Origin of the sequence: Nannocystis punicea (assembly GCF_026965555.1) — a bacterium.
Classification (GTDB): Bacteria; Myxococcota_A; Polyangia; order Nannocystales; family Nannocystaceae; genus Nannocystis; species Nannocystis punicea.
Window position 1 is genome coordinate 7,289,640 of sequence record NZ_CP114040.1, and the last position, 17,989, is coordinate 7,307,628.

Here is a 17,989-nt window from a genome sequence, read left to right on the forward strand (position 1 = left end):
GCGCAGCGGGTGAGGGAGAGAGGAAAGCATGGCCCTGGCGGTGCATGGCGCGCGACCGTTGCACGCGACGACGAACTTCCTCTACTGTCGCTGCCATGACGACCAGGTTGAAGACGCGCAAGGGGACCGAAGCCGATCTCGAGCGCATCAAGAACGAAGACATCGCCGACTGCGTGGACGAGGACGAGCTCCGCGTCGTCGAGGGTCCGGCCACCCTCGAAGGCTCGTACGATCCGTCCGGCAAGACCGTGCTGGTGCTCGGCGATCTGACCGTGAACGGCAACGTGAACATCGAAGAGACGGCGACGCTCGTCATTACCGGCACGTTGCGCTGCAGGAATCTGTACCTCGAAGGCAACCTCGAGGTTCAAGGTGCCACCGAGGTCGCGGAGACCATCTTCGGTTACTACGAGGGCGGCACCAGCGATCTGCGCGGCACGGTCACGACCAGGGTGCTCTTGATCGGCAATCACGATCTCGTCGTCAAGAAGAGCAAGCTCACCGCCCAGCATCGCTTCGAGTTCGACAACTTCCAGAAGCCGAAGCCGAAGAAGCTGCCCGAAGCCACCGTCCGCGAGGTCCTCTCCGACGACGCTTTCCGCCACCTCTCCGATCTGCTCGGCTTCACCGAGGACAAGAGCCCGGACATCGCGAAGGCGCAGCGACTGCTCTCCAGGCAAGGCTTCCTGCGCGCCGCGGGCTGAGCCCGGCAGCGGCGTCGAGGCGTCACACCTCGTCCGGCGTGGCCCACTGCGTATTGGGGCCCGATGCCGGCGATCTGCGCCCCGTCGGGGCCGAGCGGTCGCTTGCGATCCGCTCGGCCCCGACGTCGCTCGAGTCAACGTCACGGATCCGGCCCGCCATGCCGAACCGCGGCTCGCGAGCCGCGTCCCGAGCGCGATCCGCTCGCCCGTCCGTGGGCGATCACAGGCCGTTGGGGATCACGGTGAGCGTCGCGGAGCCCTTGTTGGTCAGGATGAGGTCGTCGTAGCCGTCGACGTTCAGGTCGGCGACGGCGATGGCGTTGAGGCCGGGCGAGACGCCGGTGGCGACGAGGGGGGCCGCGGTAAATTTGCCGGTGCCGGTGCCGGTCATGGGGAAGACTCCGCCGGCGGCCGTGGTGTACAGGATGTAGGCGTCGAGCTTGCCGTCGCCGTTGAAGTCGCTGGCCACGACCCCCAGCGCCGAGTTGGAGACCGGGTTCGCGCCGGTGGCGGTTTCCACGCCGCTCGCGAAGGTGCCGTCGCCGTTCCCCTTGAAGAAGAACAGGTAGGCGCCGGCGGCACCGTTGGCGAGGATGTCGAGCTTACCGTCGCCGTCGCCGTCGCCGAAGGCGAGGCCCGCGGTCTGGCCGTTTTTGGCGTTGGTGTAGCCGACCGGGGCAGCGAACGTGCCATCGCCTTGATTGACGAGGATCGACAGGCGCGCCGAGCTGGGGCTGGTCACCACGAGGTCGACGTCGGTGTCGCCGTCGACGTCGCGGCAGGCGATCGTCGACTGCACGCCGCCGGTCGCCAGGATGCCGATGAGTACGGGCGGGTCGAAGGTGCCGGTGCCGGTGCCGGGGATCACGCTCACCTGGTTCGAGGTCACGCTGGTGGTGGCGATGTCGATCGCGCCGTCCTTGTCGAAGTCGCCGGCGCAGAGGTGGACGGAGCCCGGGGCGCCGGTGGTGAACGGCGCCGGCGCTCCGAAGGTGCCGGGCATGTCCGGGCCGAGGTTGCGGTAGACGCTGAGGTTACCGTGGGTGGCGGGCAGGTTGGTCTGGCCGTCGACGGTGACTGCGTCGAGCCAGCCGTCGCCGTCGACGTCCGCCGCGACGACCGCGTTGCTCGACAGCGGCGCGCCGGGGTAGTGGACCTCCGCCTGCACTGTGGCGTCGCCGTTGCCGCGAAACACGGAGAGCGAGCCGGAGGGGGTCATCGCCGAGCCGGACTCGGCGTTGGCGACCAGGATGTCGAGCTTGCCGTCCTTGTCGATGTCGGCGACCGCGGGGGCCAGCGGGGTGTGCGTCGCGGCCACGTCGATCGGCACGCCGGGGACCTGGCCGTCCGGCGGCGGCTCACAGGCGGCGTTGGTGCAGATGTCGTTGTCCGTGCACGCGTTGCCGCAGGCGTTGCAGTGGTCGGCGCTGCTCTGGAGGTTGACCTCGCAGCCGTCGACCGGGTCCGCATTGCAGTCGGCGAGGGTGCCGGTGCAGGCGTCGCAGTTTTCGCCCGTGTAGGTGGGGGCGCACTCGCAGGTGTAGCCATTGATCGCGTCGGTGCAGACGCCGCCGTTCTGGCAGGGGTTCGGGGTGCAGTCGTCGATGTCGGTCTCGCAGGTCGGTCCGGTGAATCCAGGGGCGCACTCGCAGGTGAATCCGTCGACGGCGTCGGTGCAGGCGCCGCCGTTCTGGCAGGGCTCCGGGGCGCAGTCGTCGAAGTCGGTCTCGCAGTTCGGTCCGGTGAATCCGGGGGCGCACTCGCAGGTGTAACTGTCGACGCCTTCGATGCAGGCGCCGTCGTTGAGGCAGGGGTTCGGAGTGCAGACGTCGGTGCCGGTCTCGCTGGTGTCGTTCGAGTCCGTGACCATGGTCGTGCCGGTCGTCCCTGTCGTCGGGTCCACGGGCATGGTCGTGCTGGTGCTTTCACTCGAAGATGTGTCGTCGCTGCTGGACGTCGTCGGGCCGTCGCAGCCAGCGGTGCTGCAGGTGCTCGAGTCCGGTGCCGTGGATGAACCATCGGAGGTCTGCACGTCACCGGTGGTGGTCGTCGTGGCCCCCGTTTCGGTCTCGGTCAGAGAAGTGGCAGGGGTGTCGGCTCCGCAGGCCGCAGACCACAGGCCGAGCAGGAGGAGCAGGTGTTTGTCGAAGGCACGGCTTTTCGCTTCAATGCGACGCATGAGCTCGACAGGGTCACACCGGCGGTCTGCGGAGGATACGGGCAATCCCGCGCGACCGACGGAGTGAGGCCCCGACGGGCCGGCCGTCCGTCCGGCTCGGGTCCCTCACACGGACGACACGCGCGAGCAGATGCTCACCCAGCGCAATATGCACAAGGGTCGGCTGCAGGACTCGCCCAGGAAGGAATTCGGGGCAGTGCCGATCGCACCGGTGCTGATGCGGGCTCTGCGCGGGCTCTACGCTGAGTCGGATTCGCGGTGCCGCGTCGTCCTCTCGCGGTTCCGGGCCGATCGCTGGACGCACTGCAACGAGACCACGCTCGCCACCCGCGTCCAGGCGATCCAGCGACAGGCGGGGGTTGCGCCCAAGGCGCCCCTCCATGCACCGCACACGGCGCTTACACTGGCCGCGTGCGCTGGCGTTCCGCCGCTGGCGTTGCAGAAACTCGCGCGTCACTCCAGGCTGGAGACGACCATGCGCTCATACGTCCACATCCAGGACGTGGAAATGGCCGCGCTCGCCGTGGCTGCACTCGACCCCTCGCCCGCCGGCTCGCTTGAGCTGGCGACGTAGGCCCGAGCGAGAATTCCCATGAACACGCAGGACAAAGGCACGATCAAGGTCTTCACCTTCAAGGATGGTCTGCTCGCGCGGCTGGCCCACGACCTTCGGCTGTCGCTGGGCCGCTTCGAGATCCGGCGCGAGGGCACCGCGCTCAGCGGCCGCTTCTGGCCGGCCTCGCTGACGGTCGACGGCGTCGTCGGCAAGGACGGCCGGGTCGACCTCGAGGGCCTCGGCGCCGGCGACAAGGCCAAGATCCAGCGCAACATCACCGACGAGATCCTGCTGACCGCGCAGCACCCCGAGGTCACGTTCTCCGGCGCGCTGACCCCGGGCGGCGTGCTGGATGGCCGATTGGCCATGGCCGGAAGGACAGCCCCGGTGCGCGCCCCGGTGCGGGTCGAGGGCGACCGCCTGCGCGCCGAGTTCACCCTCGTGCCCTCCCAGTGGGGGATCGCGCCCTACAAGGCGCTGGCCGGGGCGATCAAGCTGCAGGACCGCGTGGTCGTCGCCCTGGACCTGCCCGCCGATCCGAACGCCGGCGGCGAGACCACGCCCGACCCGTGCACCTGGACGGCCCCCTGAGCGGGCCTTCGAGAGACACATACTTGAAAGGGCATGCCCTCTCGAGCATGCCCTCTCGAGCATGAAAAAAGGGACATGCTCCTGGGAGCATGTCCCTACGGACACCTGTGAAACTATCGCGTCACTGGGCGCGGGCCTTGCGGGCCGCCTCGCTGATCTTGCGCTGCTCCTCGGCGTCGATCACCCCGTCGGCCAGCGCCGCGTCGACCACCCCGCGGACCGCGGCAGCCGCGGCGCGGCCCGCCTCGGCCTTGTGACGGCCCTTCTCGGCGTGCCGCTCGGCCCGCTCACGCGCCCGCTCGGCCCGCTCGCGGTCCCGCTCGCTCCGCTCGCGCGCCCGGTCGGCCTGTTCGCGCACGCGGTCAGCCTGCTCCCGCACCCGGTCGGCGTGCTCCCGCGCCCGCTCCGCGCCGCGGAGCGAGGCCGCGACGCCGCGCTCGACGTCGGCCGCGATCTTGTCGAAGTCGATCCCCGCCAGCTCGCGCTCGATCTTCTCGTCGAGGCCCTCCAGCTCGCGCTCGACCTGGGCGGTGATCGCCTCGATCGCGTGCTCGTCGATCACCGGCACGTGGATCACGCGCGGGTGCACGGCCACGTTCGGGACCGCCATCGGCCGGACCATGACGTAATCGTCGTCGTCGTCGCAATCGTCGTCGTCGTCGTCGTCGTGATCGTGCGCCACCACCACCTTGTAGCTCGGCGGCGTCGGCGGGGTCGGAGGCGTCGGCGGCGTCGGCGGCGTCGGCGGCGTCACGTGCGACACGTGCGAGACCGGCACGTACACCGCGGCCGACGCCGGCACCGCGTAGAGCCCGCTCTTGGCCCGCAGCTTGGCCGCCTTGCGGGCGTGACGCTCGGCGCGACGCAGCAGCCGCTTCTGCTTGCGGGTCAGCCCCTGCGGCTGCTGCACGACGATGATGTCGTGACCGTGGCTCGCGTAGTGGTGCGGCCCGGTCACGGCCACCATCGGCGTCTCGGGCACGTGCACGAACGACAGGGTCGGCTGCGGCGCCGGCCCGTTGTCGGGCGAGGTCGGCCACTCCTGGGTCTCATGCGCCTCGGCCGCGATCGACAGCCCCGGCGCCCCGAAGGTCACCATCGCCAGCAGCGCCGCGCCCAGCGCGACCCGCCAGCGGCTGGCCCAGCGCCCGCGGTCGCGCAGCTGCACGTCGAGCAGGCGCTGCACCCGGCGCACCAGCTGCGAGGCGTGCCCCGCCATCGGGCTGGCGAACGCCGACATGTCCCGATGACCAGGCCACGCCGCGACCTCCTCCAGGCAGCGCGCCAGGTGCACCTCCGAGCCGGTGTTGCGCACCGCCCAGTCGTCGCACAGCTCCTCCGCCGCCTCCTGCATGCCCTTGCGGGCCACGCGGTTGAGCGGCTGGAAGAACAGCAGCGCCTCGATGAACGCCGCCAGCCGCTGCCACGCCGGATCGCGGCGCAGCACGTGGGCCAGCTCGTGGGCCAGCATCGCCTCCTGCTGCCGCGGCGCCAGCTCGCGCGCCAGCTCCGGCACCACGATCTCGCGGCCGGTCATGGCGATCGGCGAGCCGATGGCGTCCGACATGCTCAGGGCCACGCTCTCGCCCGGCAGCCGCGCCTGCGCCAGGAGCCGCGTCAGTCGCTCGCGCAGCGGCCCCGAGCCGAGCACCCGACGACCGCGGAGCCCGCGGCGCATGCGGGCGAGCGTCCCCCCGAGGCGACCCAGCGAGGCCGCGGCCCCGAACAGGAACAGCCCCGCGAACGCCCACACCGCCGCGCTCACGCCTCCGACCGGACCCGCAGTCGCGATCTGCATCGGCGCAGGCGGGGTCGTCGGCGCACCCAGTGGCGTCGGCACGACCGCCCACGTCGGCCCGTCGACGAACACCGGCGGCGAGGCGAACACCGCCGTGACGTCGTCGTCGCTGACCACCACCACGTGCGACTCGCAGCCGACGCACGCGCGGGTGAACGGCAGCATCAGCGTCGCCGGCTCCTCCGCGAGCGGCGGCGGCGGCGGGGCGGGCAGCGCCGGCGCCACCTCGACCGGCGAGGTCGCGGCCACGGTCACCCGACCGAACATCGGCTCCACGCCGAGCCCGGTCTGCAGCGTCGCCGTGAACAGCCCGCCGACCAGCGACATCTTCCACAGCAGGCTGCGGGTCAGCGCGTCGAGCGGCAGGAAGCGGCTGAACGCCCACACACCGCCGACCAGCACCGTGGAATGAACGAAGTAGGTGCCGAGCCAGCTCACGGTGGTGTGAGCGGCAGGCGCCGCGAGACCGGCGAGGCCGGCAGGATCGATCGCAAGATCAAGCATCGTCGTGTTCCTCAGCTCCGCCGGATCGTTCGGCCAATAGTTGTTGCAGGCGCGCGATGTCGTCCGGATCGACGTCGCGGCCCTCGACGAGGTGGCTGACCAGCGCCGACACGTCCCCGCCGAAGAAGTAATCGGTCACCCGACTCAGCATCGAGCGCCTCACGTCCACCTCGCGCACGAGCGCCCGGTAGATGAATTGCCGGCCCTCGGTGCGGTGGGTGATCGTCCCCTTCTTCTCCAGACGCGACAGCATCGTCGACACCGTCGTCGGCGCGAGCCCCCGATCCTGTTCGACCAGGACGGTGTGCACCTCGAGCGCCGTCGCCTCCTCGCGGTCCCACAAGATCCGCAGCAGGCCGAGCTGCAGATCGCTGAGCTGGAGTTCCTCACCCATGAACGACAAGCGTAGTACTACAGGTGTAGTAACCAGTCAAGCGAGAATTTCGCGTCCTGGCGGCCCTCCAGAGCATATGCGCGGATTCGCTCGGACCTGCACTTTCGACCAGGTCGAGAGCTGCATGCGCACGACGCGCCGACCGATTTTCCCCTTCCTTATAAGGCCCGGCCGTCGCTCTCATGCCTTAAAAGACAAGTTCAATCGAGCATGTTCTATTGCACATGCCTTTATCGACATGTCCCGAAGCTCATGCCGATTCCATCGCGCCGGGATTCACCTCGATCGGCTCACGCGCCGAACACTCGCGCGAACTTCTCGCGCTGCGCCGCGTCGTCGGGCGAGCGGCGCAGCAGCGCGAGCGCCTGCTCTCTCGCCTCCTCCGCGCGACCGAGTCGCAGCAGGCTGCCGACCAGCGCCCAGACGTATCGCGGCTCGTCCGGCGCGAGGGCGACCGATCGGGCCTCGTAGTCGGCCGCGGCCGCCACGTGACCGCAGCGGAACAGCGCCGCGCCGAGCGCGTGGGCGCGGGCGGCGGTCGGGGCCAGCGTGAACGCCTCCAGCAGCGCGTCCATCGCCTCGACCGGCTCGTCGTCGTGCAGCGCGAGCAAGCCGCCGACCTCCAGCGCGTGCGCCAGATCGGCCGGCGCCACCCGCTCCGCGGTGCCCACGATCACGCCATTGTTGTCCCGCACCACTCCGCCCGCCGCAAACGTCGCGCGGGCCGCGACGGTGGCCGTCGCCAGTCCGGCACGAGCCGCGGCGCGCTGCCCCAGTCGATCGCGCAGGACCGCCCGCGTGGCCGCGTACGTGACGCACGGATCGAGCTTCAGCGCCCGCTCGACGTCCTCCAGCGCCAGCGCCGGCTCGCCCGCGGCGGCTCTGCGGGTGGCCCGCTGGTGATACGCGCACGCCAGCGGCAGGGCCACGTACGCCGCGTTCTTGCGCGAGATCGACGGCAGCGTCGCCTCGCCGTCGCGGATGATCGCGTCCCAGTCGCGCTCGCGCTTCGGCACCGTGCGCACGACCGGCATCGCCTCGATCCGCGCCGCGCACTCGACCGGCTCGGCCACCAGCGGCAAGAACAGCCGCGCCAGCGCCGGCATGTCCGCGCACTCCGTCGCCTTGCGACGGATCCGCTCGAGCTCGTCCCTGCCCGCTCGCTCGTGCGGCCCGAGCAGCTCTGCGAACAGCTCGACCACGGCTCGCCGCGCGACCGTGATCGGCGAGTCCTCCGTCCTTCGCGGCGCGGGCCGTTTCTTCCCCGTGGGGTTGCGCGCGCGCTCGGCGAGCTGGCGGTCGAGCGAATCGAGGGCCCACTGCCCCGGCAGCAACCAGGCGATCCGCCACACCCCGTCGCGCTCGCTCAGGCGCAGGTGGCTCGGCCCGAAGTACGGCGCGGCCTCGCCGAGCGCGTGCATCTGCGCCACGACCTCGCACGCCTGCACCGCGCACGCGGCCGCGTCGGCCGCCCGCAGCTGCGGTCGTGGACGCGCCGGCGGCGGCTCGGCGTACACGATCCCCGGCCCCGCGTGCAGCACCGGGACGATGAACGGCGACCGCGACGCCATCACCGCGCGCGCCCGGACCTCGGTCTCCACGTTCGCCACCCACCCCACCGGATGGCCGCGCAGCGCGATCCACACCCGCTGCTTCGTCTCGATCTCGACGCCGTGCAGCCACAGCGACGCCTCCGGCACCGACCCCCGATCGAACGGCCCGATCTCCCACCGCGCCGCCTCTTGCTGCTGCGCGGCGCTTGCCGGGTCGCGTTCGACCGCGAACCGCTCCGCGTAGACGTGCGCGGCTCGCTTCATCCGCACACCTGCGCCGCCGGCTGGCGCAGACGCAGCGCCGAGGCCGTCGCCACCGCGACCGCCAGCAGCACCACGAGCGGCAGCGTCGGCAGCTCCTTCTCCGGCGGCGGCTCGGGCATCGGCGGCGGCGTCTCCTTCCACTCCGACGGTCGCCGCGGCTCAGGAATGATGTCGGCGCGCGCCTCCGCGGCCGTCAGCCCCAGCGCGCCGGCCATGACCACACGAATCAACCACCGCTCCGGGCGAGATCGAGGCATCACCCGGCGAGGATACTCGCCCGAGCCGCCCGCGCACAGACCCGCGGCTCCACGCGGTGCGCCGAGGCAGGCGCCAGCGAACGCGCGCGTGAAACCTTTTGGCCCCTTCGAAGCTCGGCACGCCTGGTTTCATCGCCCCACGCGCTCGGGCGACGCGTCCGTGTGCGGGTGTGCTCGCGTGACTCGGCGCCCCGCAGTGATCCGCTGCCCCGCCTCTCGCAGCTACTCCCTCGCGGCGCGGCGACGCGGACGGCCTTCGGGCCCGCGAATCGACGCACCGCGTAGGATTATCATGTCCACCCGAATCTTCGTATCCACCTTTGCGATGCTCCTGTTCACCGGCGCCTGCGGCGACGACGGCGACGGCCCGCAGGACACCACCGACGCGACCACGGACGCCTCGACCACCGACGCCTCGACCACCACCGACGCCGCGAGCACCACCGACGACACCGCGGAGCCGCCTCCCACCACCTCCAGCGCGAGCGCCACGGGCGACGGCGAGACCACCACGGCGGCGACCACCGGCGACCCGACCACCGACACCGGCGTCACCACCGACAAGCCCGAGCCCGATCCCGCCGTCCTCGCCGCCTGCCAGGCCTACTGCGAGCGCTGGGGCGAGTGCGGCTTCCAGCCCGACCTCGAGGGCTGCGTCGAGGGCTGCAACAGCAATCAATTCGGCCTCGTCGGCGAATGCAAGCAGGCCAACCTCGACCTCCTCGCCTGCACCGTCGCCCTGAGCTGCGAGGAGCTCCTGGCCTCGCTCGAGGAGGGCGGGGCGTGCGGCGAGCAGGAGGCCGCAGTGACCGACGCGTGTGCCGGGGACGAGTGCGCCCAGAGCGTGTTCGGGGGCGACGACGCGTGCGAGCTGCAGTTCGAGTGCCCCGACGCGCCGCTGCAGCAGATGATCTGCGACGGTCCGACCTGCACCTGCCTCGAGGGCGGCGAGAACATCGGCGAGTGCCCGGCCGAGGGCGTGTGCGCCTCCGGCGACGGCATCTTCGCCGCGGCCGCGCGCTGCTGCGGCTTCTGAGCCCTCGGGCCGCCAGCAGTCGCGCTCGGCGGGGCGCGTCCTCGCGCCGCACGACCGCTTGAGCCGCAGCTCGACCTCGCGTCACCATGGCGTCATGCCGACCGCCGACGCTGGCGTCCACCCGCATCGCCGACCTCCGTCGAGCCCGTCGTGCGCGCGCACGGGCTCGTACATCGCGGCGCTGCTGCTCGCCACGGCCTGTCCCGGCGGCGACGCGAGCACCACCGACGAACCGACGACCACCACCCTCGTCACGACCAGCCCCACGACGACCGCGACGCCCACCACCGACGCCGCACCGACGACCTCGACCTCCACCACCGACGCCGCTCCGACGACCTCGACCTCGACGACCTCCACCACCGGCGACGCTCCCACCACCACCGGTTTCGACCCGAGCACCACGCTCCCCGAAACATCTGCGAGCACCACCGGGGACGAGCCGCCGCCCAGCGTCGCGCTCGCGCTGATCACCGACGACAACCGCGCCTACGTCGAGATGCACGGCGGCTGGGGCCCGCACCTGCGCGGGCTCATGCGCGCGCCCGACGACAGCCTGTGGTTCCACGTCGACGCCGGCGAGGATGTCTACCACAACCGCACCATCCGCTACTTCCGCCGCGGCGCCGGCGAGCCCGCGTGGAGCCTCGTGGCCGAGCAGCCGCACACCGACGGCGTCCAGCAGAACGCCGCCAGCGTGCTGGTCGGCTCCACCATCCTCACCTACGGCGTCAACGTCCAGCAGCACTTCCTCGAGGAGTGCTACCTCGACACCGCCGATCCGTCGATTCACGCCTGCAACGCGGTGCTCGTCAGCGGCCAGGTCTACACCACCCCGCCCTCGTCGAATTACGTCGGCGCGGCCGTCCTCGGGCCCGGCGCGCGGGTCGTGTGGTTTACCGTCGTCGGCGACAACGGCGGCCCCGGTCAATGGCTGTACACCTACAACTTCGGCGGCGGCTGGAACGGCCCCGTCCAGGTCGACCTCGGCGGCGCCAACGACCTCGGCTACGTCCACGCCATGGCGACCCCCGGCGGCCAGCCGACGCTCGTCGGCCAGACCTTCACCGGCAAGTACCCCGACGGCACCTACGCCGCGGTGGTCGCCGATGTCACCCTGGGACAGGTCCCTGCGTTCCTGTCCCTCGAGCCACCCGATCCGGCCGCCCTGGTCCGCAGTGGCGCCGACCTGTACCACGACGCCGCCGGCGACACCCACGTCCTCGCGACCTTCGACGGCGCAGTCGCCTACTACCACCGCCCCGCGGGCGCCGGCTGGGCCGGCCACACCGCGCCGCTGCACGTGTTCGCCGACACCTACCGGGCCCGCTTCGCCCGGCCCGCCGGCGATCGCCTGTGGCTGATCCGCGGCAGCGCCGGCGGCCTGGGCGTCCAGCTGCTGCGCGCCCCTTCGCCGGACAGCGGGCCGGTCGACTGGGCCGCCGCCGAGGTAGTCGAGGTGCCGGAGGCCGGCCCGGGCTTCGGCGCGCCCTCGGCCATCTACGTCGAATCCCCGACCTACCAGGCCGGCCTCGCCGGCGCGCTCGAGTTCGCCATCTGCGGGTCGTACCAGGTCGGCGACCGGTCGATCTGGCACGGCCGACTCGAATGACATGTCCCTCCGGACATCTCTATAAAAAGATGCGCGATGCGATCGCGCCGACATCGAGCGGAGCCGCTCGAGGACCGGGTCGGTGACCGATCGATCTGGACACGGCCGCCTCGAATCACCCGTCTCGTCGGACATCTCCTCGAAATGGGCGCGAAGCAGCCCGCGCGACGCGAGCGGAGCCGCTCGGAGTCTCCGCAGGATGCACCGATGAGGCCGGTGGGGCTCGCTGGATCCGTCCATACCGACGATGGCGGCGAGCGCCTCACGGTGAACCCAGCGGGTCCCGCTCGCCCTCCCGCGACGCCTGTGCCGCAGCTCGCCGCCGCGAGTGTCGTGAGCTTTCGAGGCGGCCGACGATGGTTCTCCTGCAGGCGGACGAGCTGCGCCCTGGCCCGTGCCTTGCAAAATGCTCCTCGTGCGCACGCTCGGCCTCCTCGCAGCCCTCCTCTTCCTCGTCGACTGCGGTCCCAAGGCGCCCGGGGAGGACACCGGGGGCAGCGACACCGGCCCCTCGACGACGGTCGACGATCCGCCCGCGAGCACCAGCACGACCGCGACTTCCGGCACGGGCGTCACCACCGAGACGGGCCCCGACACGACCGGCGACACCTCCGTCGGAGGCCTGTGTTTCGGGCAAGAGGCCGGCCACGTCTGGACCTGCCAGTGCACCTCGGTGCTCGGGCCCTGGACCCCCTTCAACGACGCCTGCGACAAGTTCGAGGGCGGCGCCGTCGATTGGGCGGAGTGGCTCTGCGAGACCTACGCCGACGAAGAGCCGAGCACCGGCGCCGAGACGACCGATGGCACCACCGGGGGCGTCCTGCCCGACAACCCCACCACCGGCGATCCGACCGGCTCGCTCGGCTGCGATTGCACGTGCCGAATCACCGAAGAGTGCTGCGACGATTCGAAGCCCTGATCGCGCGATCGCGGCGCCCCGAAGGACGCACCCCGGCGCCGACCTGCCCGCACGACCGCGGCCGCTCGCGCAGCGGGCCTCGACCGAAGATTCACTCGCCGGCGCGAGAGCTCGCCACACGAAGTCCGGCGAATCGCCGATTGTGCAATCGGCCTGCCCGCCCCGCCGGCCCAATCGCGTTCGCGCGATGCCGACATACGACTCACCCGGATTGTGCAATCGGGCCCCGTCTCGCCGGCCCAATCGCGTTCGCGCGATGCCGAGATCCTGCTCGTACGGATCGTGCAATCGGTCTGCCGGCCCTGCCCAATCGCGTTCGCGCGATGCGGACACGGCTGCTCGCACGACGCGTCTCTGTCGGCTTCGCGCTCGCGGCTCGTCGCGATTCCCTCGCCCCGGCGCTCGTCGCCGGGGCGCAGGGTGGAAGTCCTCAACCGCCTCATCTCCGGCGCGGTCTCGAGCGCGGGTCCGACCGAGCTCGTCCTGCGCTCTTTCCCGACCCCCTCACGCCGGCCGCCCAGCCGTCCCCGCCTCACGGCCCTTCCGCGGCCCGTGGAGCGCCCCCGCGCTTGTCTCGATCGAGGGTTTCTGCTCTCATCTCGGGATGCGTGGTCCTACTCATCTTCGCCGAGATTTCAGCGCAATTACCCTCGCCATCGTCGCGGCGATTCACGGATGCGGCGACGCCGGCAGCGGCACGATGAGCGACGGCACGGCCACCCAGGGCACGAACCCGACCGGCACGGCAGGCACGATGACCGACCCCGGCACCGGCACCGCCACGCAGACCACGGACGAGCCGCCCACCGGCACCGGCACGCAGGGCGAGACGCAGGGCACCAGCACCACCGCGCCGACCACCACTGCGCCGACCACCACCACCACGCCGACCGGCACCACCACCGAGGGCGTCACCGCCACGGACGGCACCGCGAGCACCGACGGCACCGCGACGACTGCGACCACCACCACGACCGGCGGCATGAAGCTCGACATGGGCGGTCCGCCGGTCTGTCCGCCCGACGGTCAGGCCGTCACCTTCGATTACATTTGGATCGCCAACACCACCCAGGGCACCGTCTCGAAGATCAACACGATGACGGGCGTCGAGGAGGGCCGCTATTACACCAACCCGGTGCCCAACAGCGGCGAGCCCTCGCGCACCTCGGTCAATCAGTTCGGCGACGTCGCGGTCAGCAACCGCAACCCGGGCAGCGTCACCAAGGTCATGGCATTGCCGGAGAAGTGCGTCGACAACAACGGCAACGGCATGATCGACACCTCCACCGGGCCCAACGACATCCGCCCGTGGGGTCAAGACGAATGCGTGGTGTGGCACACCCCGCTGCCGCTGGCCGACGGCTATTACGGCGGCGCGCGGCCGACCGCGTGGGAGGGCGTGGCCCAGGACCCGGTCAGCTGCGAGACGCCGGTGCCGCGGCTGTGGGTCGGCTACAAGGACGTGACCGGCGTCGCCCACTTCGCCCGCCTCGCCGGCGACACCGGCGCGATCCTCGACGACGTCCAGCGCGCCGGCTGGACCACCAATTCGTTCGGCCCCTACGGCGGCGCGGTCAACTCCGCCGGCGACCTGTTCGTCATCGGCTACGACAACGAGGTCTCGATCCGCATCGACGCAGCCACCCTCGCCATCGAGGAGATCGGCCTCTCCCCCGGCCAGTACAAGTACGGCATGGGCGTCGACCAGAACGGCAACATGTGGGTCGGCAGCTTCTCCGGCACCGACCACATGTACTTCTACGACCCGGTCGCCAAGCAGTGGCAGGGCATGGGCAACGGCGGCAACAACGGCGGCGGCGCGCTCGGCATCGCCGTCGACGACGAGAACCGCGTCTGGGGCGCTGCCAACGGCCCCTGCCGCCTCATCGAGCTCGACGGCGACACCAAGACCTGGACCAATCAGAACATCGCCCTGCCCGACTGCGGCTCGCCCTGGGGCGTCAGCATCGACAACGAGGGCTACGTGTGGGTCGTCGACAAGGCCAACAAGGCCTACAAGGTCGACCCCGACACCTACGAGATCAAGCTGGTCGTCACCGGCCTCATCAACCCCTACACCTATTCGGACATGACCGGCCAGGGCCTCAAGCTGGTCCTCCCGCAGTGACGCGGGCCGCAGCCGAGCCCGGCTCGGGCGAGGCTCCTCGCCTCACGTCCGCGCGAGGATCCGTCGCGCCCTGCACTCGCTCACGCGCGAATCGCACGAGTTCGCGCGGCCTGGCGCGCGCGTGCGTGGCGGGGGCCGCGGTCGTACAGATGCGGACGGAAATGCTGATTCACGGCGAGGCGGTCTCGCCGTGATTTTGCCGCTCCAGGGCGCGCAGGCTCCTGTGCCCCGCGGGTGCGGTCCTACGAATTTTGGCGGCCCGCTGTGGAGCTCTTCGGCTTGGGCGGGACATTGTACGTCTTCGGGGTCTCTCCTCTCCGGAGAATGATCGGCGCGTCGTTTGCATCGTTCAAATAATAAATGTGAAGTTCTTCGCTCCCGACCGTCACGCTGCCGTACATCGGAAACCCGTCCGGGTAACCATATTCACGCGACCACGCCTCGAACGCACCGCCTCCGTCTGGACCCCTGTGCCAGTTTTTGCCGGGCTTCGCCTCGGGAAACGACTTGATGTTGAGCGCTTGAGCGATCTGCTCCGTGGTCACTGGAGAATCCTGGGCCGGCATTGTCATACGAAACCTCCTGAGGACATCGAATGGGTGGATCTTCGATTCGAGCGAATAGATCTTACCCAAAGACGCGACGAGTTCGTAGCGCCTTTCTCTTCGATTCAGCCGGAAATTTACGAGGGGAGGTCAGGCTCCGGGCGTCCACGGGAGTCTGCGCATTTCCGGCGAACGTCGTTTATGCGGGGAGAGCCATGGCCTGTATCAGCTCGTGCAGACGCCCTGTCGCCTCAATCCGCGCGGTAAAGTGCCTTGCGATTTCAGACCATGGTTAACAGGTGATCGCTGCGGCCGCCGGGCCCTCGACCGGTCGAGGACGCTCGGGACCTCGTATTCGTGACGCCCGGTCATCCGCAGTGACCCGGCCGCGGCGCGATTCCGCGTTCCGCGACGATCTTCGCCCAAATGCTTCGAGGTCGCGATTCGAGTCACGGCCGCGGCGCGAGCGTCTGTGCTCGCCCGTCGGCCTCGTGCCTCGCGGGCCGCGGCCCGCGGCCCCGCTCCCACGAAAGCGCTTCGCGGCGCGCAAGCACGAGGATCGGCCGCGGCCGCTCACCGGCGGCTCGCACGTGCTCGCGCGGTCGCACGCGCACGGTGGTAGCCGCGGCTGTACAGATCGGCCACGAGCGCGACCAGCTCGCCGTCGTGGTCCTCGCCCCACCATGCGCGACAGGGGCGGCCGTCGTGCGCCCTGAGCACCAGCAGCTCCGGACCGAGGTCGTCGTCGCCGAATCGCAGGACCTGGTCGGGCGCGCGCGCCGTCCGGTCGGCGGGGGCGCCCACCATGGCCTCCAGGACATCGCCTGGAAGGGCGTCCGCGTGCTCGCGGATCCACGTCCTCGCGTCCGCGTCGACGAGCGCTGCAAAGCCCCGGCACTCGTAGGCGAACGACTGTGTGGGCGGCGTGTTGAAGCGCGACGCGATCCGCAGATGATCCGCGGGGGCGACGCCGGCGACGCTCCAGCGCGCGACCGGTCGATCGGCGAAGCGCAGCTTCACCGCGCACACGTTCCCGGTGCCCCTGTCCACACATACCCACGACGGGTACAGGCCCGGTGCCACGGAGCGTTCGTAAGGCGCGTAGTCCTCGGCGAGAAACGCCGCGTTGGTCGGGTCGAAGCCGACGATCCGTCCGCTCGTCAGGCGCAGCGCGGGCCCCGGTCGGACCGTGACTGCGCCGGGTGGGCCGAAGACCGCGTCGGGCGAGGCGAACAGCAGCGCAGGGTCCCACGGCGGCATGGTCGCCCGGATCTGGACGGAGGGCGGCGGGGCTGGTTCGAGACCGAGGTGCACGCCGGACACCACGGTCTCGAAAGGCCGGTCGAGCATCACGATCCGCACGCGCCAGCCGTCCCCCTCCGGCGCGAGGAGCTCCGCCTCCATCCTTGCGAAGGGACCCCCCTGGACGACCCTTCGATCCTGCGGCCTGGCCATGAACGAGAAGCAGAGGAGCTGCATCTCCCGGGTATCACGGAGACAGGGAGCGCCGCAAGCCGAGCTCGCGGCGCTCCGGGCGTCCGCCCGCGCCTGGCGAATGCATCGACGAGCTCGGACACGTCGGCCAGCTGCGCCAGCAGTCGAGCACGTCGTCCATTCGAGCGACGTGCCCCTCGCCGAGGCTCACCACATTTTCTTGGCCGCCACGGCTCGAGCTCGTGCCATCGTGCCTCGCAGACCCGCTCAACGACGCGAGCGTCGCCGGCCGAGCCACGGCAGCAGCAGCGCCGCGAGGCCCCACCCGCTTTCCGCCGGCCCGGCCGCGCACGCGCAGCCGCCCTTGTCCGTATCCGTCCCGGCGGTGTCGGAGTCGCTGCCGCCGCCCTCGCTGCTCGCGCTGCTCTCGCTGCCCTCGCTGCTCGACGCGCTGCCGCCCGCGGACGAATCACTCTCGCCCGCCGAGCCCTCGCTGCCGGCGCTCGTCGTCGGCGCCGAGCCGTCCGGCCACGGCGTGCAGGCGTTCGGGTCCCAGCTCTCGTCGTTGTCGAGGAGCTCGCAGGTGTACGGCTGCCCGACGCAGGCCGCCAGCGCCGGCAGCGGATCGATCGCCTGCTCGCCCAACATGTCCTGAAGTTCCAGTCCGAAGCACACCTCGGATCCGACCGTCTCCTCCCCGGTCGCCAGCCGGGTCGCGCGCACCGTGCCGCAGATCGGCTGCGACGCAGTCACCGAGATCTGCGCCGTCCCGGCCGGGAAGGCGTAGTTGCCGGCGTCGGACTCGAAGGTGTAACCGACCTGGCCGCCCTCCGCCGCGACCGCGTCGGCGTCGAGCGTGAGCGTGGCCTCGAGCCAGCCGACGCCCGACAGCGAGGCGCAGATGCCCTCCGACCAGTCGAGGCCGATCCCGCAGTCGTCGACCATCGTCCAGGTCGGGAAGGCGCCGTCGCAGCAGACCAGAGTGTCGCCGCGGACGGAGTCGCTCACCCGCACGCTGGGCTCGCCCGTCAGCTCCGGCACCAGCAGCGGCGGCGCCGTCTCCGAGCCGGTCGCCACCGTGAACTGCCGGGTCAGCGTCGGCTCGAAGTCGCCGAAGCAGAACAGCTCGCTGTTGGCGAACGTGATCTCGACGTCGAAGCTCGTGTCCGCCGGCAGCGGCTCCGTCGGTCGCCACACGATCACCTCCACGCCCGCGACCCCGGACACCGTCCCCGGCACCTCGGGACCGCCGCCCATCGGCGTCACCACCACCGTCGTCACGCCGTCGGCCGTGAACGAGGCCGCCTCCGGAGTGACGAACACCGGCCGCCACACCAGGCCCCCGTCGAGCGGCAGCGGGCCCTCCGTCAACAGCTCGAGGTCGGCCAGACATTCGTCGAACACCGGGTCGCAGGCGCGCGCCTGCTTCGGCGCCAGCGCGCCGCCGATCAGCACCAACGAGGCGAGGCAAGTCGTAATCAAGGGGAAGAAGTGCTTGCGCGTCATGGGCCCGAG

Annotated in this window: 15 protein-coding genes; 7 read left to right on the forward strand and 8 right to left on the reverse strand. The window is 71.0% G+C overall.

What is annotated here, in order from left to right; all coding sequences use genetic code 11:
* The first annotated feature begins 107 nt into the window (after positions 1–107).
* A complete protein-coding gene (locus O0S08_RS28055; protein WP_269032400.1) occupies positions 108–704 on the forward strand; it encodes a polymer-forming cytoskeletal protein in 597 nt (198 codons plus the stop codon).
* Positions 705–924: 220 nt separating this feature from the next.
* On the opposite strand, the gene O0S08_RS28060 is transcribed toward O0S08_RS28055, so the two are convergent.
* Positions 925–2,607, reverse strand: coding sequence for an FG-GAP-like repeat-containing protein (locus O0S08_RS28060; RefSeq protein ID WP_269032401.1), 1,683 nt, complete (start codon positions 2,605–2,607; stop codon positions 925–927).
* 406 nt (positions 2,608–3,013) lie between these two features.
* Here O0S08_RS28060 and O0S08_RS28065 point away from each other — a divergent pair, with 406 nt between their 5' ends.
* The gene (locus tag O0S08_RS28065) at positions 3,014–3,457 is read left to right on the forward strand and encodes a site-specific integrase (protein WP_269032402.1); all 444 of its coding nucleotides are present in this window, start codon (positions 3,014–3,016) and stop codon (positions 3,455–3,457) included.
* 18 nt (positions 3,458–3,475) lie between these two features.
* Complete coding sequence (locus O0S08_RS28070; protein WP_269032403.1) at positions 3,476–4,030, forward strand: YceI family protein; 555 nt, start codon at positions 3,476–3,478, stop codon at positions 4,028–4,030.
* A gap of 121 nt (positions 4,031–4,151) precedes the next feature.
* Here O0S08_RS28070 and O0S08_RS28075 read toward each other — a convergent pair whose 3' ends face one another.
* The 4 genes from O0S08_RS28075 to O0S08_RS28090 all read right to left on the reverse strand — a co-directional run bounded on the left by O0S08_RS28075 (position 4,152) and on the right by O0S08_RS28090 (position 8,800).
* Positions 4,152–6,332, reverse strand: a complete 2,181-nt coding sequence (locus O0S08_RS28075; RefSeq protein ID WP_269032404.1) for a M56 family metallopeptidase — start codon at positions 6,330–6,332, stop codon at positions 4,152–4,154.
* On the reverse strand, positions 6,325–6,726 hold the full coding sequence (locus O0S08_RS28080) for a BlaI/MecI/CopY family transcriptional regulator (protein ID WP_269032405.1): 402 nt from the start codon (positions 6,724–6,726) through the stop codon (positions 6,325–6,327). The genes O0S08_RS28075 and O0S08_RS28080 overlap by 8 nt, the downstream gene beginning before the upstream one ends.
* A gap of 290 nt (positions 6,727–7,016) precedes the next feature.
* Complete coding sequence (locus O0S08_RS28085) at positions 7,017–8,543, reverse strand: hypothetical protein (RefSeq protein WP_269032406.1); 1,527 nt, start codon at positions 8,541–8,543, stop codon at positions 7,017–7,019.
* Entirely contained in the window at positions 8,540–8,800 is a 261-nt protein-coding gene (locus O0S08_RS28090; protein WP_269032407.1) for a hypothetical protein, read from the reverse strand. Before O0S08_RS28090 ends, O0S08_RS28085 begins: the two co-directional genes overlap by 4 nt.
* Before the next feature lie 292 nt (positions 8,801–9,092).
* Here O0S08_RS28090 and O0S08_RS28095 point away from each other — a divergent pair, with 292 nt between their 5' ends.
* The 4 genes from O0S08_RS28095 (at position 9,093) to O0S08_RS28110 (ending at position 14,495) form a co-directional block, all read left to right on the forward strand.
* Positions 9,093–9,836: a hypothetical protein gene (locus O0S08_RS28095; RefSeq protein ID WP_269032408.1), complete on the forward strand. Its 744-nt coding sequence runs from the start codon at positions 9,093–9,095 to the stop codon at positions 9,834–9,836.
* A 94-nt stretch (positions 9,837–9,930) separates the two neighbouring features.
* Entirely contained in the window at positions 9,931–11,448 is a 1,518-nt protein-coding gene (locus O0S08_RS28100; protein ID WP_269032409.1) for a hypothetical protein, read from the forward strand.
* 415 nt (positions 11,449–11,863) lie between these two features.
* Positions 11,864–12,367 carry a hypothetical protein gene (locus O0S08_RS28105; protein ID WP_269032410.1) on the forward strand — a complete coding sequence of 168 codons (504 nt, stop codon included), beginning with the start codon at positions 11,864–11,866 and terminating at the stop codon, positions 12,365–12,367.
* A 700-nt stretch (positions 12,368–13,067) separates the two neighbouring features.
* Positions 13,068–14,495, forward strand: a complete 1,428-nt coding sequence (locus O0S08_RS28110) for an NHL repeat-containing protein (protein WP_269032411.1) — start codon at positions 13,068–13,070, stop codon at positions 14,493–14,495.
* Positions 14,496–14,737: 242 nt separating this feature from the next.
* Here the strand turns inward: O0S08_RS28110 and O0S08_RS28115 are convergent, their stop codons facing one another.
* The 3 genes from O0S08_RS28115 to O0S08_RS28125 form a co-directional block, all read right to left on the reverse strand.
* Positions 14,738–15,040, reverse strand: coding sequence for a hypothetical protein (locus O0S08_RS28115; protein WP_269032412.1), 303 nt, complete (start codon positions 15,038–15,040; stop codon positions 14,738–14,740).
* Positions 15,041–15,613: 573 nt separating this feature from the next.
* Positions 15,614–16,519, reverse strand: coding sequence for a DUF4241 domain-containing protein (locus tag O0S08_RS28120; protein ID WP_269032413.1), 906 nt, complete (start codon positions 16,517–16,519; stop codon positions 15,614–15,616).
* Positions 16,520–16,741: 222 nt separating this feature from the next.
* Positions 16,742–17,980, reverse strand: a complete 1,239-nt coding sequence (locus tag O0S08_RS28125; protein WP_269032414.1) for an MYXO-CTERM sorting domain-containing protein — start codon at positions 17,978–17,980, stop codon at positions 16,742–16,744.
* Between the last annotated feature and the right edge of the window lie 9 nt (positions 17,981–17,989).